The following is a 19,929-nucleotide window of genomic DNA, read 5'->3' as shown; positions in this document are numbered from 1 at the left end:
TGAATGGCGTAATTCGAAAATACTGAGGTTTGGCCTGCGAAATCTGTTATCGGTCTGATCCCTACGTGATGCGGTGTGAATCCATTGTTAAGCATAATTAATGAATTGAGAGATTCTTAATTAATTATTATTTATTATTTAAACGACATCAAATTGAGTTGGCCAATAATACGAAAACCGTTGCACTGACATAACACCAATTTGCCCGGAATTATTCGCGATAACACTTATAAATATAGTGGTTTTAGGTTAAGATAACTCCTATGAAATGGTGTGTAGTACGAATTTTACGATAATTCAAATGTTTGTTGGTTGTTCCTAACATCCTGAAAAGTTAGTTTTTAATGTGTAAATTATTGTTCGTTAACTATTTTTTAAATTTACAAAATTTACATGTTTCCCATTAGTCAGAATCATCCAGCAGCTAAAAATACGGCTCTTTCTCGTTGCTATATTCCGATGAATATCACGGGTATTAAAATAGCTCAGAAAGAGAATTGTTTCGTTTGTTAAACCAAATACATCCTTATTTTCACTTGGTTACACTAAGCGAAACTGAAGGGAGGCACATTACAAATGGAGTTGTTTGATTCTGAATGCACAGCATTAACCCGGTATGACCCGCGAGTAAGTGAAAAACTATGATAAATGCAAATCGTCCGATAATTAACCTCGACCTCGATCTGCTGAGAACCTTTGTTGCTGTTGCCGACCTGAATACCTTTGCGGCTGCGGCAGCTGCGGTATGTCGAACTCAGTCTGCGGTAAGTCAGCAAATGCAGCGTCTTGAACAACTTGTGGGGAAAGAGTTGTTCGCGCGCCATGGACGCAACAAACTGCTGACCGAGCATGGTATCCAGCTGTTGGGTTACGCCAGGAAAATACTGCGATTTAATGATGAGGCATGCTCATCATTGATGTTTAACAATCTTCAGGGGGTGTTAACTATCGGTGCTTCTGATGAATCCGCCGATACCATACTCCCTTTTCTGCTTAACCGTATAAGTTCGGTTTATCCGAAACTTGCACTGGATGTCAGAGTGAAACGCAACGCCTACATGGTGGAGATGCTTAAGTCGCAAGAAGTGGATTTAGTGGTCACCACTAACCGACCTGGCGATTTTGAGTGCCTGAATTTGCGAACTTCACCGACGCACTGGTATTGCGCAGCCGAATATATCCTGCAAAAAGGGGAACCGGTGCCGTTAGTTCTGCTGGACGATCCCAGCCCGTTTCGCGATATCGTGCTGGCGACGTTGAATGCCGCACAGATCCCGTGGCGTTTGGCTTATGTCGCTTCAACATTGCCTGCGGTCCGCGCGGCGGTAAAAGCAGGGCTGGGCGTTACTGCCCGTCCTGTCGAAATGATGAGCCCGGATTTACGCGTACTGGGTGCGGCGGACGGATTGCCACCTCTGCCTGATACCGAGTATCTGTTGTGCAGCGATCCGGCCACGCAAAATGAATTAGCTCAGGTTATCTTTAAGTCGATGCAGACATATCAAAATCCTTGGCAATACAATCAGTTTACCCCTGAAGGGGGAGATGACTCGCTGATTGTTGAAGGCGACTTTGAGTAAAGCGTCACAAAAAAACGTTTTAAAATGTAAGTGTAAAAAAGAGCCACTGATGATGAAAAAACATCCAGCGGCTCTTTTTTTATGCAAATATTACTGCTTTCTGTTCATTGATATACTAAAACTTAACAAAATCAGCAGGTAAAAAAACAGACTGACAATAGAGTGAAAAATAATCAGCTGAGTTACCAAATGTTTCCATGTTAAAAAACTAGAGAAATTGTTGCTGTTTTTTATGGTGAATTAACAAAAGCGTGTCACAGATCAAGAAAATACTCCCATTTAGGGGGAGGCATCTGGGTGAATTCCTGTCAAAATAGACGTGTATTATCTTTTTTACTTCACTACGGACACGATTCAACAACATTAAAAATGACCGATGATGCAATCGAAATGGGTCTAAAGAGCACTTTATGTTAATGAAGTTGGAACAGTGTAAAATAATGTGAGGAAACTTTTGTTAAAGTTGACAAAAGGTTATAGAAAGGAGTAAAAAACCCCATCAATTAGCTGTCTAAAATGATTTTTCACAGTGATTGTAAGGTTTTTTTTATTCCTCCCCATGAATCGATGTGGCGTTCATCTGCCGAAAAGAGCAGAGAATTTGGCGCTACTTTTGATGAGTAAGCAATGAGTATGTCAACATCCACTGAAATCATCGCTCATCACTGGGCATTCGCTATCTTTCTTATCGTTGCCATTGGCCTGTGCTGCCTGATGCTCGTCGGCGGCTGGTTTTTAGGGGGTCGCGCACGCGCGAGATCTAAAAACGTGCCGTTTGAATCAGGTATCGACTCGGTCGGCACCGCCCGCCTGCGCCTGTCTGCCAAGTTTTATCTGGTAGCCATGTTCTTCGTTATCTTCGACGTTGAAGCGCTGTATCTGTTCGCATGGTCAACTTCTATCCGTGAAAGCGGTTGGATTGGCTTTGTGGAAGCTGCAATTTTTATTTTTGTGTTACTGGCAGGTCTGGTTTATCTGGTGCGTATTGGCGCGCTGGACTGGACGCCCGCGCGTTCACGCCGCGAGCGTATGAACCCGGAAACGAACAGTATCGCTAATCGTCAACGCTAACCGCGAGGCATTAAGATGGATTATACGCTCACCCGCATAGATCCTAACGGTGAGAACGACCGTTACCCCCTGCAAAAACAGGAGATCGTAACCGACCCCCTGGAACAAGAAGTTAACAAAAACGTGTTCATGGGCAAACTGCATGACATGGTTAACTGGGGCCGTAAAAACTCAATTTGGCCATATAACTTTGGCCTTTCCTGCTGCTACGTTGAGATGGTGACCTCGTTTACCGCCGTGCACGATGTGGCCCGTTTTGGTGCGGAAGTACTGCGTGCATCGCCGCGTCAGGCTGACCTGATGGTCGTAGCCGGAACCTGCTTTACCAAAATGGCGCCAGTTATTCAGCGCCTCTACGATCAGATGCTGGAACCGAAATGGGTTATTTCCATGGGCGCATGCGCCAACTCCGGCGGTATGTACGACATCTATTCTGTGGTGCAGGGCGTTGATAAATTTATTCCGGTCGATGTGTACATCCCGGGATGTCCGCCGCGCCCAGAAGCGTATATGCAGGCTCTGATGCTGCTGCAAGATTCCATTGGCAAAGAACGCCGTCCGCTCTCCTGGGTGGTTGGCGATCAGGGCGTTTATCGCGCCAATATGCAGTCAGAACGCGAGCGTAAACGCGGCGAACGTATTGCTGTAACGAATCTTCGTACACCAGACGAGATTTAATTTGCGCCTGTCGGCAGCAGCACTTCCTTCGCTTATCACTACATAAATAGCGCGAAGCACTGCCGACCACCACGGACCATTTGCAATGGTGAACAATATGACCGACTTAACCGCGCAAGACGCCGTATGGCAAACACGGGATCACCTTGATGACCCGGTCATTGGCGAACTGCGCAACCGTTTTGGGCCGGATGCCTTTACCGTTCAGGCGACTCGCACCGGGGTACCCGTTGTTTGGGTCAAGCGTGAACAATTACTGGAAGTTGGCGATTTCTTAAAGAGACTGCCGAAACCTTACGTCATGCTGTTTGACTTACACGGCATGGACGAACGTCTGCGTACGCACCGCGAAGGGTTACCTGCCGCGGATTTTTCCGTTTTCTATCACCTGATCTCCATTGAACGCAATCGCGATATCATGCTCAAGGTGGCTTTGTCTGAAAACGATCTGCGCGTACCGACTTTCACCAAACTGTTCCCGAACGCCAACTGGTATGAGCGTGAAACCTGGGAAATGTTTGGCATCGATATCGAAGGTCACCCGCACCTGACGCGTCTGCTGATGCCGCATACCTGGGAAGGTCATCCGCTGCGTAAAGACTACCCGGCGCGTGCGACCGAATTCGATCCGTTTGAGCTGACTAAAGCCAAACAGGATCTGGAAATGGAAGCGCTGACCTTCAAACCAGAAGATTGGGGTATGAAGCGTAGCACCGAAAATGAGGACTTCATGTTCCTCAACCTCGGTCCTAACCATCCGTCTTCTCACGGTGCTTTCCGTATTGTGCTGCAGCTTGATGGCGAAGAAATCGTCGACTGCGTACCTGACATCGGCTACCACCACCGTGGCGCTGAAAAGATGGGTGAACGTCAGTCCTGGCACAGCTACATTCCGTACACCGACCGTATTGAGTACCTCGGCGGCTGCGTAAACGAAATGCCTTACGTACTGGCCGTTGAGAAGCTGGCTGGTATCACCACGCCGGATCGCGTCAACGTGATTCGCGTGATGTTGTCCGAACTGTTCCGTATCAACAGCCACCTGCTGTACATCTCCACGTTCATTCAGGACGTCGGCGCGATGACCCCGGTATTCTTCGCCTTTACCGACCGTCAGAAAATCTATGACGTGGTGGAAGCGATCACCGGTTTCCGTATGCACCCGGCCTGGTTCCGTATCGGCGGTGTGGCACACGATCTGCCGCGCGGTTGGGACAAGCTGCTGCGTGACTTCCTCGACTGGATGCCAAAACGTCTGGATTCTTACGAGAAAGCCGCACTGCGTAACACCATCCTGAAAGGCCGTTCGCAGGGCGTTGCCGCTTACGGTAAGAAAGAAGCGCTGGACTGGGGTTGTACCGGTGCTGCGCTGCGCGCGACCGGTATTGATTTCGACGTGCGTAAAGCGCGTCCGTACTCTGGCTACGAAAACTTTGACTTTGAAGTCCCGGTTGGCGGCGGCGTTTCTGACTGCTATACCCGCGTGATGCTGAAAGTTGAAGAGCTGCGCCAGAGTCTGCGCATCCTTGAGCAGTGCCTCAATAATATGCCGGAAGGCCCGTTCAAAGCGGATCACCCGCTGACGACGCCGCCGCCGAAAGAGCGCACGCTGCAACATATCGAAACCCTTATCACCCACTTCCTGCAGGTTTCGTGGGGTCCGGTTATGCCGGCAAACGAGTCCTTCCAGATGGTGGAAGCGACCAAGGGTATCAACAGTTACTACCTGACCAGCGATGGCAGCACCATGAGTTACCGTACCCGTATCCGTACCCCGAGCTATGCGCACCTGCAGCAGATCCCGGTAGCGGTACGTGGCAGCCTGGTGTCCGACTTAATCGTCCATCTGGGTAGTATCGATTTTGTTATGTCAGATGTGGACCGCTAATTATGCACGAGAATCAACAACCACAAACCGAGGCTTTTGAGCTGAGTGCGGCTGAGCGTGAAGCGATTGAGCACGAGAAGCACCACTACGAAGACCCGCGTGCGGCGTCCATTGAAGCGCTGAAAATCGTTCAGAAACAGCGTGGCTGGGTGCCGGATGGGGCGATCTATGCGATCGCTGATGTGCTGGGTATTCCGGCAAGCGACGTAGAAGGTGTTGCTACGTTTTATAGCCAGATCTTCCGCCAGCCGGTAGGTCGCCACGTGATCCGCTATTGCGACAGCGTGGTGTGCCATATCAACGGCTACCAGGGGATCCAGGCCGCGCTTGAGAAAAAACTCAACATCAAGCCGGGGCAGACGACCTTTGATGGTCGCTTTACGCTGCTGCCGACCTGTTGCCTGGGGAACTGCGATAAAGGGCCAAACATGATGATCGATGAAGATACTCATGCTCACCTGACCCCGGAAGGCATTCCCGAACTACTGGAGCGGTATAAATGAAAGACATTATCCGTACTCCCGAAACCCATCCGCTGACCTGGCGTCTGCGTGATGACAAACAGCCGGTCTGGCTGGACGAATACCGTAGCAAGAACGGCTACGAAGGTGCGCATAAGGCCCTGACCGGGTTGTCACCGGACGAAATCGTTAATCAGGTAAAAGACGCTGGCCTGAAAGGGCGCGGCGGTGCGGGCTTTTCCACCGGTCTGAAGTGGAGCCTGATGCCGAAAGACGAATCCATGAACATCCGTTACCTGCTGTGTAACGCCGATGAAATGGAGCCGGGCACCTATAAAGACCGTCTGCTGATGGAACAGCTGCCGCACCTGCTGGTGGAAGGTATGCTGATTTCCGCGTTTGCGCTGAAAGCGTACCGTGGTTACATCTTCCTGCGCGGTGAATATATCGAAGCAGCCGTGCATCTGCGTCGCGCGATCGCCGAAGCGACCGAAGCCGGTCTGCTTGGCAAAAACATCATGGGCACCGGTTTCGACTTCGAACTGTTTGTCCACACCGGGGCAGGGCGTTACATCTGCGGTGAAGAAACCGCGCTGATCAACTCCCTCGAAGGTCGCCGTGCTAACCCACGTTCCAAGCCGCCGTTCCCGGCAAGCTCTGGCGCATGGGGCAAACCGACCTGCGTAAACAACGTCGAAACCCTGTGTAACGTACCGGCTATCCTCGCGAACGGCGTGGAGTGGTACCAGAACATTTCGAAGAGCAAAGACGCGGGCACCAAGCTGATGGGCTTCTCTGGTCGCGTGAAGAATCCTGGCTTGTGGGAACTGCCTTTCGGTACTACCGCGCGTGAGATCCTCGAAGATTACGCGGGCGGCATGCGCGATGGACTGAAGTTCAAAGCCTGGCAGCCAGGCGGCGCAGGGACTGACTTCCTGACCGAAGCACACCTCGATCTGCCGATGGAATTCGAAAGCATTGGTAAAGCAGGTAGCCGTCTGGGCACCGCGCTGGCCATGGCTGTCGATCACGAGATTGGCATGGTTCCTCTGGTGCGTAACCTCGAAGAGTTCTTTGCCCGCGAGTCCTGCGGCTGGTGTACGCCGTGCCGTGACGGTCTGCCGTGGAGTGTGAAAATTCTGCGCGCGCTGGAGCGTGGCGAAGGCCAGCCAGGGGATATCGAGACACTTGAGCAATTGTGTCGTTTCCTCGGCCCGGGTAAAACCTTCTGTGCACACGCACCGGGCGCAGTGGAACCGCTGCAGAGCGCCATTAAATATTTCCGCGAAGAATTCGAAGCTGGCATCAAGCAGTCCTTCAGCAATACCCATCAGATTGGTGGTATTCAGCCGAACCTGCTGAAAGAGCGCTGGTGATTACAGGGTTAGCCCTGTGTCGCGATAAGAAATTCGATTAACGCTCGGTTACGACCGAGCCAACTGGAAGCATGCTGACTATGGCTACGATTCATGTAGACGGCAAAGAATATGAGGTCAACGGAGCGGACAACCTGCTGGAAGCTTGTCTGTCTCTCGGCCTTGATATTCCGTACTTTTGCTGGCACCCGGCGCTGGGAAGCGTCGGTGCTTGCCGCCAGTGTGCGGTGAAGCAATATCAAAACGCGGAAGACACGCGTGGTCGCCTGGTGATGTCTTGTATGACACCGGCCACCGAAGGCACCTTTATTTCTATTGATGATGAAGAAGCGAAACAGTTCCGCGAAAGCGTCGTGGAGTGGTTGATGACTAACCACCCGCACGACTGTCCGGTCTGTGAAGAGGGCGGCAACTGCCACCTGCAGGATATGACCGTCATGACCGGTCACAGCTTCCGTCGCTACCGCTTCACGAAGCGTACTCACCGTAACCAGGACCTGGGGCCGTTCATCTCTCACGAAATGAACCGCTGCATCGCCTGCTATCGCTGCGTACGTTACTACAAAGATTACGCCGATGGCGCGGATCTGGGCGTCTATGGCGCACATGACAACGTCTACTTCGGTCGCCCGGAAGACGGTACGCTCGAAAGCGAGTTCTCTGGTAACCTGGTAGAAATTTGCCCGACCGGCGTCTTCACTGATAAAACGCACTCCGAGCGTTATAACCGTAAATGGGACATGCAGTTTGCGCCGAGCATCTGCCAGCAGTGTTCCATCGGCTGTAACACCAGCCCGGGCGAACGCTACGGTGAACTGCGTCGTATCGAAAACCGTTATAACGGTACCGTTAACCACTACTTCCTCTGCGACCGTGGTCGTTTTGGCTATGGTTACGTGAACCTGAAAGACCGTCCGCGTCAGCCAGTACAGCGTCGTGGCGATGACCTGATCACGCTCAACGCCGAGCAGGCGATGCAGGGCGCGGCAGATATTCTGCGTCAGTCGAAGAAAGTAATTGGTATCGGCTCCCCGCGCGCCAGCGTTGAAAGTAACTTCGCGCTGCGTGAACTGGTGGGTGCGGATAACTTCTATACCGGTATCGCCCAGGGCGAGCAGGAACGTCTGCAACTGGCACTGAGCGTGCTGCGTGACGGCGGGATTCATACTCCGGCACTGCGCGAAATCGAATCTTATGATGCGGTTCTGGTGCTGGGCGAAGATGTCACCCAGACCGGCGCACGCGTTGCGCTGGCAGTGCGTCAGGCGGTGAAAGGTAAAGCGCGTGAAATGGCGGCGGCACAGAAAGTGGCTGACTGGCAGATCGCAGCAATCCTTAACATCGGCCAGCGTGCTAAGCACCCGCTGTTCGTTACCAACGTCGATAACACCCGTCTGGATGACATCGCCGCATGGACCTATCGTGCACCGGTTGAAGATCAGGCGCGTTTAGGTTTCGCTATCGCTCATGCGCTGGATAACAACGCTCCGGCGGTTGACGGTATCGACCGTGACCTGCAAAACAAAATTGACGTTATCGTTCAGGCACTGGCCGGGGCGAAGAAACCACTGATTATTTCCGGCACCAACGCCGGTAGCGCCGAAGTGATTCAGGCGGCTGCCAACGTGGCGAAGGCGCTGAAAGGCCGTGGCGCAGACGTCGGCATCACCATGATTGCTCGCTCTGTTAACAGCATGGGCCTGGGTATGATTGGCGGTGGTTCCCTTGACGATGCGCTGACCGAGCTGGAAACAGGTCGTGCTGACGCCGTTGTGGTGCTGGAGAATGACCTGCATCGCCATGCTTCAGCAACGCGTGTGAACGCAGCGCTGGCGAAAGCACCGCTGGTACTGGTCATTGACCATCAGCGTACGGCAATTATGGAAAACGCTCATCTGGTGCTTTCCGCCGCAAGTTTCGCCGAAAGCGATGGTACGGTGATTAACAACGAAGGCCGCGCTCAGCGTTTCTTCCAGGTCTACGACCCGTCCTACTACGACAGTAACACCGTGATGCTGGAAAGCTGGCGCTGGCTGCACTCGCTGCACAGCACCGTGCAGAGCCGCGAAGTGGATTGGACGCAGCTCGACCACGTTATCGACGCGGTCATTGAGAAGCTGCCGCAACTGGCGGGTATCAAAGATGCCGCTCCGGACGCAAGCTTCCGTATCCGTGGACAGAAATTGGCTCGTGAACCGCACCGCTACAGCGGTCGTACCGCAATGCGCGCCAACATCAGCGTACACGAACCGCGCCAGCCGCAGGACAAAGACACAATGTTCGCCTTCTCTATGGAAGGTAACAACCAACCGTCTGCGCCGCGTTCACAAATTCCGTTTGCCTGGGCTCCGGGCTGGAACTCCCCACAGGCGTGGAACAAGTTCCAGGATGAAGTGGGCGGTAAACTGCGTCATGGCGATCCGGGCGTGCGTCTGATCGAAGCTTCTGCAGATGGTATGGATTACTTCACTACCGTTCCGGCGAGCTTCCAGGCTCAGGATGGTCAGTGGCGTATCGCGCCGTACTACCATCTGTTCGGCAGCGACGAAATGTCCCAGCGTGCGCCGGTCTTCCAGACCCGTATGCCGCAGCCGTACATCAAACTCAACCCGGCTGATGCCGCGAAGTTGGGTGTTAATGCCGGTACGCGCGTTTCTTTCAGCTACGATGGCAACACGGTTACGCTGCCGGTTGAAATCGCTGAAGGATTAACGGCAGGGCAGGTTGGTTTGCCGATGGGTATGCCTGGCATCGCGCCGGTTCTGGCAGGTGCGCGTCTTGAGGATCTGCAGGAGGCACAACAATGAGTTGGATTACACCCGATCTGATTGAGATCGTGCTGAGCATTCTCAAAGCGGTCGTGATCCTGCTGGTGGTGGTCACCTGCGGGGCATTCATGAGCTTTGGCGAACGTCGTCTGCTGGGTCTGTTCCAGAACCGTTACGGACCGAACCGTGTTGGCTGGGGCGGTTCGCTCCAGCTGGTTGCGGACATGATCAAGATGTTCTTTAAAGAAGACTGGATCCCGAAATTCTCGGATCGCGTCATCTTTACCCTGGCACCGATGATCGCCTTTACCTCGCTACTGCTGGCTTTCGCCATCGTGCCGGTGAGTCCGAACTGGGTGGTTGCTGATCTGAACATCGGGATCCTGTTCTTCCTGATGATGGCGGGCCTCGCGGTATACGCGGTGCTGTTCGCCGGCTGGTCCAGTAACAACAAATACTCCCTGCTCGGTGCGATGCGTGCGTCTGCGCAGACGCTGAGTTACGAAGTGTTCCTCGGGCTTTCCCTGATGGGCGTGGTGGCGCAGGCCGGTTCATTTAACATGACCGACATCGTCAATAACCAGGCTGATATCTGGAACGTTATTCCGCAGTTCTTTGGTTTTGTCACCTTTGCCATCGCGGGCGTGGCGGTGTGCCACCGTCACCCGTTTGACCAGCCAGAAGCCGAGCAGGAACTGGCCGACGGTTACCACATTGAATATTCCGGTATGAAATTCGGTTTGTTCTTCGTGGGTGAATACATCGGTATCGTCACCATTTCTGCACTGATGGTTACCCTGTTCTTCGGTGGCTGGCATGGCCCGTTCTTACCGCCATTCGTCTGGTTCGCGCTGAAAACCGCGTTCTTCATGATGATGTTCATTTTGATTCGTGCGTCGTTACCGCGTCCTCGTTATGACCAGGTAATGTCCTTCGGCTGGAAAGTCTGTCTGCCGCTGACGCTCGTCAACTTGCTGGTAACGGCGGCTGTCATTCTCTGGCAGGCGCAATAAGGGACACAAAGACCATGACCTTAAAAGAATTGTTCGTAGGTTTCGGCACCCAGGTACGCAGTATCTGGATGATCGGCCTGCATGCGTTCGCGAAACGCGAAACGCAGATGTATCCGGAAGAGCCGGTCTATCTACCGCCCCGTTTTCGTGGTCGTATCGTTCTGACTCGTGATCCAGACGGTGAAGAGCGCTGCGTTGCCTGTAACCTGTGTGCGGTAGCGTGTCCGGTAGGCTGTATTTCTCTGCAAAAAGCAGAGACCAAAGATGGCCGCTGGTATCCGGAGTTTTTCCGCATTAACTTCTCACGCTGCATTTTCTGCGGCCTGTGCGAAGAAGCCTGTCCGACTACGGCTATTCAGCTGACTCCAGATTTCGAGCTGGGTGAGTACAAGCGCCAGGACCTGGTTTACGAGAAAGAGGATCTGCTGATCTCCGGTCCGGGCAAATACCCGGAATATAACTTCTACCGGATGGCAGGTATGGCAATCGACGGCAAAGATAAGGGCGAAGCAGAGAACGAAGCTAAGCCTATCGACGTCAAGAGCCTGTTACCGTAAGGAGAGGGGCAATGGAGTTCGCTTTTTATATCTGTGGCCTGATAGCCATTCTCGCAACCTTGCGGGTGATCACCCACACCAATCCGGTACACGCGTTGCTGTACCTGATTATTTCGCTGCTGGCGATTTCTGGGGTGTTCTTCTCGTTAGGCGCTTACTTCGCCGGTGCGCTGGAAATTATCGTCTACGCGGGCGCCATCATGGTGCTGTTCGTGTTCGTGGTGATGATGCTCAACCTTGGTGGTTCTGAAATTGAACAGGAACGTCAGTGGCTGAAACCGCAGGTGTGGATTGGTCCGGCGATTCTGTCGGCCATTATGCTGGTGGTTATTGTTTACGCCATTCTGGGCGTTAACGATCAGGGCATCGACGGCACGCCAATTAGCGCGAAAGCAGTCGGTATTTCCCTGTTCGGACCGTATGTACTGGCGGTTGAACTGGCTTCGATGCTGCTGCTGGCGGGTCTGGTTGTGGCCTTCCACGTAGGGCGCGAAGAGCGTTCTGGTGAAGTGCTGAGCAATCGCACCGATGACCGCGCGAAAAGAAAAACGGAGGAGCACGCATGATCCCCTTACAACATGGACTGATCCTCGCTGCGATCTTATTCGTGCTGGGCTTAACAGGTCTGGTTATTCGCCGCAATCTGCTGTTTATGCTGATCGGGCTGGAAATCATGATTAACGCCTCCGCGTTGGCCTTTGTGGTCGCCGGAAGCTACTGGGGCCAGACCGATGGTCAGGTGATGTATATTCTCGCCATCAGCCTTGCGGCTGCCGAAGCGAGCATTGGGCTTGCGCTGTTGCTGCAACTTCATCGCCGTCGCCAGAACCTGAACATCGATTCAGTAAGTGAGATGCGTGGATGAACATGCTTGCCTTAACCATTATTCTGCCATTTATTGGCTTTGTATTACTGGCGTTTTCTCGTGGTCGTTGGTCAGAAAATCTGTCCGCTACCGTGGGTGTCGGGTCGATCGGTCTGGCTGCGCTGGTGACTGCGTTTGTTGGCGTTGATTTCTTTGCCAATGGCCAGCAGGCTTACAGCCAGCCGCTGTGGACGTGGATGTCAGTCGGCGACTTCAACATCGGTTTTAACCTGGTGCTGGACGGCCTGTCGCTGACCATGCTCTCCGTGGTGACCGGCGTTGGTTTCCTGATCCACATGTTCGCCTCCTGGTATATGCGCGGAGAAGAGGGCTATTCTCGTTTCTTCGCCTACACCAACCTGTTTATCGCCAGCATGGTGGTTCTGGTGCTGGCGGATAACCTGCTGCTGATGTACCTCGGCTGGGAAGGCGTGGGCCTGTGCTCCTATCTGCTGATTGGTTTCTACTACACCGATCCGAAGAATGGCGCTGCGGCAATGAAAGCCTTCGTGGTAACCCGCGTTGGTGACGTATTCCTGGCGTTCGCGCTGTTCATCCTCTACAACGAGCTGGGCACGCTGAACTTCCGCGAAATGGTGGAACTGGCGCCTGCGCACTTTGCAGACGGTAACAACATGCTGATGTGGGCAACCCTGATGCTGCTGGGCGGTGCGGTCGGTAAATCTGCACAGCTGCCGTTGCAGACCTGGCTTGCTGATGCGATGGCCGGTCCGACGCCTGTCTCCGCGTTGATCCACGCCGCGACGATGGTTACCGCTGGTGTCTACCTGATAGCACGTACGCACGGCCTGTTCCTGATGACGCCTGAAATCCTGCACCTGGTGGGGATTATCGGTGCGATCACGCTGGTGCTGGCGGGTTTTGCTGCGCTGGTACAGACCGACATCAAACGCGTTCTTGCGTACTCTACCATGAGCCAGATTGGTTATATGTTCCTGGCTCTTGGCGTACAGGCGTGGGATGCGGCGATTTTCCATCTGATGACGCACGCCTTCTTTAAAGCGCTGCTGTTCCTGGCATCCGGCTCGGTTATCCTGGCTTGCCACCACGAACAGAACATCTTCAAGATGGGCGGTCTGCGTAAGTCAATTCCGCTGGTGTATCTCTGCTTCCTGATCGGTGGCGCGGCGCTGTCGGCTCTGCCGCTGATTACCGCTGGCTTCTTCAGTAAGGATGAGATTCTGGCCGGTGCAATGGCGAATGGTCATATTAATCTGATGGTTGCAGGTCTGGTCGGTGCATTCATGACCTCTCTGTACACCTTCCGTATGATTTTCATCGTGTTCCACGGTAAAGAACAAATTCATGCCCACGCAGGGAAGGGGATTACCCATCATCTGCCGCTGATTGTGCTGATGATCCTGTCCACCTTCGTTGGCGCGCTGATTGTGCCGCCGCTGCAGGGTGTACTGCCTGCGACGACCGAGCTTGAGCATGGTCGCGTTATGACGCTGGAAATTACCTCCGGTATCGTAGCGATTGCGGGCATCCTGATCGCAGCATGGCTGTGGCTGGGTAAACGCACGCTGGTGACGTCGATTGCGAACAGTGCGCCGGGCCGCCTGCTGGGTACCTGGTGGTATAACGCCTGGGGCTTCGACTGGCTGTACGACAAAGTGTTCGTCAAGCCGTTCCTGGGTGTTGCCTGGTTGCTGAAACGCGATCCGCTCAACTCAATGATGAACATCCCGGCGATCCTTTCCCGCTTTGCAGGTAAAGGCCTGCTGTTGAGCGAGAACGGTTATCTGCGCTGGTATGTTGCATCAATGAGCATCGGCGCCGTCGTTGTGCTGGCACTGTTGATGGTACTGCGTTGAGTTTGTTGGCTGGATGAACGATTGCCGGATGGCGCTGCGCTTATCCGGCCTACAAACCCAAAAATAATTTTTAGAATTCGTTGAAAATCTGTTCCTGATGTACAGGCGTCATCGGCGTAGTCAGACCGGAGACCGCCAGCGCAGAGCAACCGGAGCGTACTGAAGTACGTGAGGATTGCGAGCACTGCCGGGATTTGGGCTGACGAGTGAGATAGCCTGAGCAGGAGTAAATATAAGGGACATACTTAGCTATGTTATTACCCTGGTTGATATTAATTCCCTTTATCGGTGGCTTCCTGTGCTGGCAGACCGAACGCTTTGGCGTGAAGGTGCCGCGCTGGATCGCGCTGATTACCATGGGATTGACGCTGGCGCTTGGCCTGCAACTGTGGTTGCAGGGCGGCTATTCACTGACGCAATCCGCTGGCATTCCGCAGTGGCAGTCTGAATTTGTCCTGCCGTGGATCCCACGTTTTGGCATCTCTATTCATCTGGCTATCGACGGTCTGTCGCTGCTGATGGTAGTGCTGACCGGTCTGCTCGGTGTTCTGGCGGTACTTTGCTCCTGGAATGAAATCGAAAAATACCAGGGCTTCTTCCATCTGAACCTGATGTGGATCTTAGGCGGCGTGATCGGCGTGTTCCTTGCCATCGACATGTTCCTGTTCTTCTTCTTCTGGGAAATGATGCTGGTGCCGATGTACTTCCTGATCGCGTTGTGGGGCCATAAAGCCTCTGATGGTAAAACGCGTATCACTGCGGCGACCAAGTTCTTCATTTATACCCAGGCGAGTGGTCTGGTGATGTTGATTGCCATCCTGGCGCTGGTGTTTGTGCACTATAAAGCGACCGGTGTGTGGACCTTCAACTATGAAGAGCTGCTGAATACCCCGATGTCCCACGGTGTGGAATATCTGCTGATGCTGGGCTTCTTCATCGCCTTCGCGGTGAAAATGCCGGTAGTTCCGCTGCACGGCTGGTTGCCGGATGCGCACTCCCAGGCGCCGACCGCAGGTTCCGTTGACCTGGCGGGGATCTTGCTGAAAACCGCGGCTTACGGTCTGCTGCGCTTCTCTCTGCCGCTGTTCCCGAACGCGTCGGCTGAGTTTGCACCTATCGCAATGTGGCTGGGCGTTATCGGTATCTTCTACGGCGCGTGGATGGCCTTTAATCAGTACGATATCAAACGTCTGATCGCTTACACCTCCGTATCGCACATGGGCTTCGTACTGATTGCTATCTACACCGGCAGCCAGCTGGCGTACCAGGGTGCTGTTATCCAGATGATTGCGCACGGTCTGTCCGCAGCCGGTCTGTTCATTCTGTGTGGTCAGCTGTACGAACGTCTGCACACGCGTGATATGCGTATGATGGGCGGCCTGTGGGGCAAAATGAAATGGTTGCCTGCGCTGTCGATGTTCTTCGCAGTGTGTACGCTGGGTATGCCGGGTACAGGTAACTTCGTTGGCGAATTTATGATTCTGTTCGGCAGCTACCAGGTGGTTCCGGTCATTACCGTGATCTCGACCTTTGGTCTGGTGTTTGCCTCTGTTTACTCGCTGGCGATGCTGCATCGCGCTTACTTCGGTAAAGCGAAGAGCCAGATTGCCAGTGTTGAACTGCCAGGGATGTCGCTGCGTGAGCTGTTTATCATCCTGTTGCTGGTCGTGCTTCTGGTACTGCTTGGCTTCTATCCGCAGCCGATTCTGGATACCTCGCATTCTGCGATGAGCAACATCCAGCAGTGGTTTGTTAATTCCGTTACTACTACAAGGCCGTAAATCGCCATGACAATAACTCCACAACACCTGATTGCGCTGCTACCGCTGCTGATCGTCGGCTTGACGGTGGTGGTTGTGATGCTCTCCATTGCGTGGCGACGCAATCACTTCCTCAATGCCACGCTGTCGGTCATTGGGCTTAACGCCGCGCTTGTTTCGCTCTGGTTTGTTGGCCAGGCGGGCGCCATGGACGTCACCCCGCTGATGCGGGTTGACGGTTTCGCCATGCTCTACACCGGGCTGGTGCTGCTGGCGAGTCTTGCCACCTGTACCTTCGCTTACCCGTGGCTGGAAGGCTACGATGACAACCGGGAAGAGTTCTACCTGTTGGTGCTGATTGCCGCACTTGGCGGTATTCTGCTGGCTAACGCTAACCATCTGGCGGCGCTGTTCCTTGGTATTGAGCTGATCTCTCTGCCGCTGTTTGGTCTGGTTGGCTATGCGTTCCGTCAGAAACGTTCGCTGGAAGCCAGTATCAAATACACCATTCTGTCTGCCGCAGCGTCTTCCTTCCTGCTGTTCGGTATGGCGCTGGTGTACGCGCAGTCTGGTAATCTGTCGTTTGTTGCGCTCGGTAAGAGCCTCGGCGACGGCATGCTGCACGAACCGCTGCTGCTGGCGGGCTTCGGTCTGATGATTGTTGGCCTCGGCTTTAAACTCTCGCTGGTTCCGTTCCACCTGTGGACGCCAGACGTATACCAGGGCGCTCCTGCTCCGGTTTCCACTTTCCTGGCGACGGCGAGCAAAATCGCTATCTTCGGCGTGGTGATGCGTCTGTTCCTGTACGCACCGGTAGGGGATAGCGAAGCGGTACGTATCGTGCTGGGCGTGATTGCCTTTGCTTCCATCATCTTCGGTAACCTGATGGCGCTGAGCCAGACCAATATTAAACGTCTGCTCGGTTACTCTTCGATCTCTCACCTCGGCTACCTGCTGGTGGCGCTGATTGCTCTGCAGAGCGGCGAGATGTCGATGGAAGCGGTTGGCGTTTACCTGGCCGGTTACCTGTTCAGCAGCCTCGGCGCGTTCGGTGTGGTCAGCCTGATGTCCAGCCCGTACCGCGGTCCGGATGCAGACTCTCTGTTCTCCTACCGTGGTCTGTTCTGGCATCGTCCGATCCTCGCGGCAGTGATGACGGTGATGATGCTGTCTCTGGCAGGTATCCCGATGACGCTGGGCTTTATCGGTAAGTTCTACGTACTGGCCGTCGGTGTACAGGCTAACCTGTGGTGGCTGGTTGCCGCGGTGGTGGTCGGTTCCGCGATTGGTTTGTACTACTACCTGCGTGTTGCCGTGAGCCTGTACCTGAGCGCACCGCAGCAGTTGAACCGCGATGCGCCGTCCAACTGGCAGTACAGCGCGGGCGGTATCGTGGTGCTGATTTCTGCTCTGCTGGTACTGGTGCTGGGTATTTACCCGCAACCGCTGATCAGCATTGTGCAGTTAGCGACTCCGCTGATGTAAACGAAATGCAGAAACGAAAAAACCCGCCTTGGCGGGTTTTTTTATGCGTGAAATACGGTCAGTTTAATAGCTGACGGCTCACCAGCGGACCGCTGATGCCTTTCGCTGTGCGATCCATCACTTCCTGGATCACTGAAGAAAGCTCATTGACTTCGAATTTGGCCACGTAGCCATCCGCTTTTACTCGGCGAACGTGATCTTCGTTCGCGCTACCGGAAAGCGAAGAGTGGATAACGACCGGGATTTTCTTCAGACGTTCGTCGGTTTTTATCTTACGGGTAAGCGTAAAACCGTCCATCTCCGGCATTTCGAGATCGGTGAGAACCAGAGCGATCTTCTCACTGACAGGCTTGCCCTCCGCCAGCGCTTCTGCGGAAAGCTGCTGTATTTTTTCCCACGCATCCTGACCTGTTACATGCATCAGATGCGGGATCTCCATGGCGTTAAGCCCTTTTTCCAGCATGGCGCGGGCCACTTTGGAATCATCAGCCACAATCGCCACCGCACCCGGCGTGATGTTGAATTTATTGGTTTTCAGATCGGTTGCGCGCAGGTCGTGGTTCGCCGGTACGATGTCGTACAGGATCTGCTCAACGTCGAGTACCAGCGCCAGGTTGTTGGTCTCTTTGTTGTCGTCCAGGCAAGCGATACTGGTGATATAGCGACCATTGACGGCTTTCTCGGCGGTATGCACCTGTTGCCAGTCCAGGCGCATAATATTTTCCACTGACTCCACCGCAAAAGCCTGGACGCTGCGGGCATATTCTGTGATCAACAGAATATTGAGTCCGGTCTCTGGCTTACAGCCCGCGACGGCGGGCAGGTCAATCACCGGGATCACCTGATCGCGAATGTTAACCATACCCAGTAACGGGGCCTTCATACCCGCCGGACGCGTAAAGGTCGGCATCGGCACGATTTCACGCAGCTTGAATACGTTGATGCCAAACAGCTCTGATTTCTGCTCCTCAACAGATTTGCCGAGGCGAAACAGCAGCAGTTCAAAACGGTTAGACAGGGTTAGGTTTGTCCTGTCATCAATATCTTTCTGGAAATTGTTCATCCTGTCCTCAGTGTGAAAGCCAGCCTTTCCACTGTTATCGGCACTGAGGCGGAAAAATAGAGCGTTAAACGGTGAAAATGGCGAAATCGTGAGCCAGTTCCGTGTCTGGAAATATTGCTTTGCACTCTTCGAGTAATCGCTGACAGCCTTTTTCATCGTAACGTGAGCTAACGTGGGTCATGATCAGGCGTCCCACTCCGGCATCCAGCGCCAGCTGTGCGGCTTGTCGGGTCGAGCTGTGCCCGCGACTGTTGGCTTTTTCCTCCATTGAAGCGTCCAGCGTGGTTTCGTGTACCATGACATCTACACCTCGAGCCAGTTCAATGGCGGACGCGCAGGGTCCTGTGTCACCGAAAATAGCGACTGATTTTCCCCTGGTGGGCGGGGAAAGAAAATCGGCACCGTTAATCGCTCGACCATCCTCCAGCACGATGGTTTTTCCGGCTTTCAAATCCTGAAACCACGGGCCCGCTTTAACGCCTGCCGCCTTCAGGGCGCTAGCGTCAAGCGCACCCGGTTTGTCGTGCTCTTGAATGCGAAAACCGTAGCATTCCAGCGGATGCACCAGCGGGTACGCCGTTACTTTTCGCAGGCCGTCATCCACAATCTCACCCGCGGTGATTTCTACAATATCCAGCGGATAATCGGTCCAGGAGCCGCTCAGACGCAATGCGGTTTCGGTAAACTCTCGCAACCCTTTTGGCCCGTAGAGCGTCAGAGGCTGGACATTGCCGGCCATTGAGCGACTGCACAGTAACCCCGGTAAACCAAACAGGTGATCGCCGTGCAGATGGCTGATAAAAATACGATCGAGTTTTCCTGGATTGAAAGGCGTGGTGAGCATCTGATGCTGTGTCCCTTCGCCGCAATCAAAAAGCCACAGCCCCGCCTGAGTCGGGTGTTGCAGATTCAGTAAAATTGCCGTTACATTGCGTGAGCGCGTGGGGACTCCCGCAGACGTGCCTAAAAATAGTAATTCCATCTTTGCGTTACACTTTTCGCCATCAATAAGGCAGGATGTTCAGGTTATCACAACATAGGGGCAGACAATGATTCACTGGCAAGATCTCCACCATGCAAAGCTGAGTACCCAACAACTGTACGCACTACTTCAGCTACGATGCGCGGTGTTTGTAGTTGAGCAACAGTGTCCGTACCAGGATGTGGATGGCGATGACCTGGCTGGAGAGAATCGGCATATTCTGGGCTGGCATAACGATGAGCTGGTGGCGTATGCGAGGATTCTGAAAAGCGATGACGAGCTGGAGCCGGTAGTGATTGGTCGGGTGATTGTAAGCGAAGCGCTGCGTGGTGAAAAACTGGGGCAACAGCTAATGGCCCAGACGCTAGCATCCTGCGCGCAACACTGGCCGCACAAGGCGTTGTATCTGGGCGCGCAGGCGCATCTGCAATCATTCTATGCACGCTTTGGCTTTGTTCCTGTTACGGATATCTATGACGAAGATGGTATTCCACACGTCGGAATGGCGCGGGAAGCACATCAGGCGTAAACAGGCGCAATCAGT

Annotated in this window: 17 protein-coding genes; 15 read left to right on the top strand and 2 right to left on the bottom strand. The window is 53.7% G+C overall.

Going from position 1 to position 19,929, the window contains the following annotated elements:
• Window positions 1-641 precede the first annotated feature (641 nt).
• The 14 genes from lrhA (at window position 642) to nuoN (ending at window position 17,340) form a co-directional block, all read left to right on the top strand.
• Window positions 642-1,580: a transcriptional regulator LrhA gene (lrhA, locus tag BZK40_RS09975; protein ID WP_003834760.1), complete on the top strand. Its 939-nt coding sequence runs from the start codon at window positions 642-644 to the stop codon at window positions 1,578-1,580.
• Between the two features lie 627 nt (window positions 1,581-2,207).
• Window positions 2,208-2,651: an NADH-quinone oxidoreductase subunit NuoA gene (nuoA, locus tag BZK40_RS09970; RefSeq protein WP_003028077.1), complete on the top strand. Its 444-nt coding sequence runs from the start codon at window positions 2,208-2,210 to the stop codon at window positions 2,649-2,651.
• Window positions 2,652-2,666: 15 nt separating this feature from the next.
• Complete coding sequence (gene nuoB, locus BZK40_RS09965) at window positions 2,667-3,329, top strand: NADH-quinone oxidoreductase subunit NuoB (RefSeq protein WP_003028075.1); 663 nt, start codon at window positions 2,667-2,669, stop codon at window positions 3,327-3,329.
• Between the two features lie 85 nt (window positions 3,330-3,414).
• Window positions 3,415-5,217, top strand: coding sequence for an NADH-quinone oxidoreductase subunit C/D (gene nuoC, locus BZK40_RS09960; protein ID WP_003834757.1), 1,803 nt, complete (start codon window positions 3,415-3,417; stop codon window positions 5,215-5,217).
• Window positions 5,218-5,219: 2 nt separating this feature from the next.
• Window positions 5,220-5,720 (top strand): NADH-quinone oxidoreductase subunit NuoE, encoded by a 501-nt coding sequence (nuoE, locus tag BZK40_RS09955; RefSeq protein WP_003028069.1) that lies wholly within the window; start codon window positions 5,220-5,222, stop codon window positions 5,718-5,720.
• A complete protein-coding gene (gene nuoF / locus BZK40_RS09950) occupies window positions 5,717-7,054 on the top strand; it encodes an NADH-quinone oxidoreductase subunit NuoF (RefSeq protein ID WP_079934576.1) in 1,338 nt (445 codons plus the stop codon). Before nuoE ends, nuoF begins: the two co-directional genes overlap by 4 nt.
• An 80-nt stretch (window positions 7,055-7,134) precedes the next feature.
• Entirely contained in the window at window positions 7,135-9,861 is a 2,727-nt protein-coding gene (gene nuoG, locus BZK40_RS09945) for an NADH-quinone oxidoreductase subunit NuoG (RefSeq protein ID WP_079934600.1), read from the top strand.
• On the top strand, window positions 9,858-10,835 hold the full coding sequence (gene nuoH, locus BZK40_RS09940; RefSeq protein WP_079934575.1) for an NADH-quinone oxidoreductase subunit NuoH: 978 nt from the start codon (window positions 9,858-9,860) through the stop codon (window positions 10,833-10,835). The genes nuoG and nuoH overlap by 4 nt, the downstream gene beginning before the upstream one ends.
• 14 nt (window positions 10,836-10,849) lie before the next feature.
• Complete coding sequence (gene nuoI, locus BZK40_RS09935; protein ID WP_003028062.1) at window positions 10,850-11,392, top strand: NADH-quinone oxidoreductase subunit NuoI; 543 nt, start codon at window positions 10,850-10,852, stop codon at window positions 11,390-11,392.
• Window positions 11,393-11,403: 11 nt separating this feature from the next.
• Window positions 11,404-11,958 carry an NADH-quinone oxidoreductase subunit J gene (nuoJ, locus tag BZK40_RS09930; RefSeq protein WP_003028059.1) on the top strand — a complete coding sequence of 185 codons (555 nt, stop codon included), beginning with the start codon at window positions 11,404-11,406 and terminating at the stop codon, window positions 11,956-11,958.
• Window positions 11,955-12,257 (top strand): NADH-quinone oxidoreductase subunit NuoK, encoded by a 303-nt coding sequence (nuoK, locus tag BZK40_RS09925; protein ID WP_000612644.1) that lies wholly within the window; start codon window positions 11,955-11,957, stop codon window positions 12,255-12,257. Before nuoJ ends, nuoK begins: the two co-directional genes overlap by 4 nt.
• On the top strand, window positions 12,254-14,095 hold the full coding sequence (gene nuoL, locus BZK40_RS09920) for an NADH-quinone oxidoreductase subunit L (RefSeq protein WP_003834744.1): 1,842 nt from the start codon (window positions 12,254-12,256) through the stop codon (window positions 14,093-14,095). The genes nuoK and nuoL overlap by 4 nt, the downstream gene beginning before the upstream one ends.
• 251 nt (window positions 14,096-14,346) lie before the next feature.
• Window positions 14,347-15,876, top strand: coding sequence for an NADH-quinone oxidoreductase subunit M (nuoM, locus tag BZK40_RS09915; RefSeq protein ID WP_003027692.1), 1,530 nt, complete (start codon window positions 14,347-14,349; stop codon window positions 15,874-15,876).
• Between the two features lie 6 nt (window positions 15,877-15,882).
• Window positions 15,883-17,340, top strand: coding sequence for an NADH-quinone oxidoreductase subunit NuoN (nuoN, locus tag BZK40_RS09910; RefSeq protein WP_003027689.1), 1,458 nt, complete (start codon window positions 15,883-15,885; stop codon window positions 17,338-17,340).
• A 58-nt stretch (window positions 17,341-17,398) separates the two neighbouring features.
• On the opposite strand, the gene BZK40_RS09905 is transcribed toward nuoN, so the two are convergent.
• Together BZK40_RS09905 and rbn are read right to left on the bottom strand one after the other, a co-directional pair.
• Entirely contained in the window at window positions 17,399-18,403 is a 1,005-nt protein-coding gene (locus BZK40_RS09905; protein ID WP_032944079.1) for a chemotaxis protein, read from the bottom strand.
• Window positions 18,404-18,467: 64 nt separating this feature from the next.
• The gene (gene rbn / locus BZK40_RS09900) at window positions 18,468-19,385 is read right to left on the bottom strand and encodes a ribonuclease BN (RefSeq protein ID WP_079934574.1); all 918 of its coding nucleotides are present in this window, start codon (window positions 19,383-19,385) and stop codon (window positions 18,468-18,470) included.
• Between the two features lie 67 nt (window positions 19,386-19,452).
• Between rbn and BZK40_RS09895 the strand changes: the two genes are divergently transcribed.
• Entirely contained in the window at window positions 19,453-19,914 is a 462-nt protein-coding gene (locus tag BZK40_RS09895; RefSeq protein WP_008785342.1) for a GNAT family N-acetyltransferase, read from the top strand.
• Window positions 19,915-19,929 lie beyond the last annotated feature (15 nt).

Source organism: Citrobacter portucalensis, assembly GCF_002042885.1.
Taxonomy (GTDB): Bacteria; Pseudomonadota; Gammaproteobacteria; order Enterobacterales; family Enterobacteriaceae; genus Citrobacter; species Citrobacter portucalensis.
The sequence above is the reverse complement of the archived record's forward strand: the minus strand, read 5'-3'. Positions and strand labels throughout refer to the sequence as shown.

Excerpts from the sequence above, each read along its gene's own strand:
- lrhA (WP_003834760.1), top strand. The coding sequence starts at position 642 with ATGATAAATGCAAATCGTCCGATAATTAACCTCGACCTCGATCTGCTG.
- nuoA (WP_003028077.1), top strand. The coding sequence starts at position 2,208 with ATGAGTATGTCAACATCCACTGAAATCATCGCTCATCACTGGGCATTC.
- nuoB (WP_003028075.1), top strand. The coding sequence starts at position 2,667 with ATGGATTATACGCTCACCCGCATAGATCCTAACGGTGAGAACGACCGT.
- nuoC (WP_003834757.1), top strand. The coding sequence starts at position 3,415 with ATGGTGAACAATATGACCGACTTAACCGCGCAAGACGCCGTATGGCAA.
- nuoE (WP_003028069.1), top strand. The coding sequence starts at position 5,220 with ATGCACGAGAATCAACAACCACAAACCGAGGCTTTTGAGCTGAGTGCG.
- nuoF (WP_079934576.1), top strand. The coding sequence starts at position 5,717 with ATGAAAGACATTATCCGTACTCCCGAAACCCATCCGCTGACCTGGCGT.
- nuoG (WP_079934600.1), top strand. The coding sequence starts at position 7,135 with ATGGCTACGATTCATGTAGACGGCAAAGAATATGAGGTCAACGGAGCG.
- nuoH (WP_079934575.1), top strand. The coding sequence starts at position 9,858 with ATGAGTTGGATTACACCCGATCTGATTGAGATCGTGCTGAGCATTCTC.
- nuoI (WP_003028062.1), top strand. The coding sequence starts at position 10,850 with ATGACCTTAAAAGAATTGTTCGTAGGTTTCGGCACCCAGGTACGCAGT.
- nuoJ (WP_003028059.1), top strand. The coding sequence starts at position 11,404 with ATGGAGTTCGCTTTTTATATCTGTGGCCTGATAGCCATTCTCGCAACC.
- nuoK (WP_000612644.1), top strand. The coding sequence starts at position 11,955 with ATGATCCCCTTACAACATGGACTGATCCTCGCTGCGATCTTATTCGTG.
- nuoL (WP_003834744.1), top strand. The coding sequence starts at position 12,254 with ATGAACATGCTTGCCTTAACCATTATTCTGCCATTTATTGGCTTTGTA.
- nuoM (WP_003027692.1), top strand. The coding sequence starts at position 14,347 with ATGTTATTACCCTGGTTGATATTAATTCCCTTTATCGGTGGCTTCCTG.
- nuoN (WP_003027689.1), top strand. The coding sequence starts at position 15,883 with ATGACAATAACTCCACAACACCTGATTGCGCTGCTACCGCTGCTGATC.
- BZK40_RS09905 (WP_032944079.1), bottom strand. The coding sequence starts at position 18,403 with ATGAACAATTTCCAGAAAGATATTGATGACAGGACAAACCTAACCCTG.
- rbn (WP_079934574.1), bottom strand. The coding sequence starts at position 19,385 with ATGGAATTACTATTTTTAGGCACGTCTGCGGGAGTCCCCACGCGCTCA.
- BZK40_RS09895 (WP_008785342.1), top strand. The coding sequence starts at position 19,453 with ATGATTCACTGGCAAGATCTCCACCATGCAAAGCTGAGTACCCAACAA.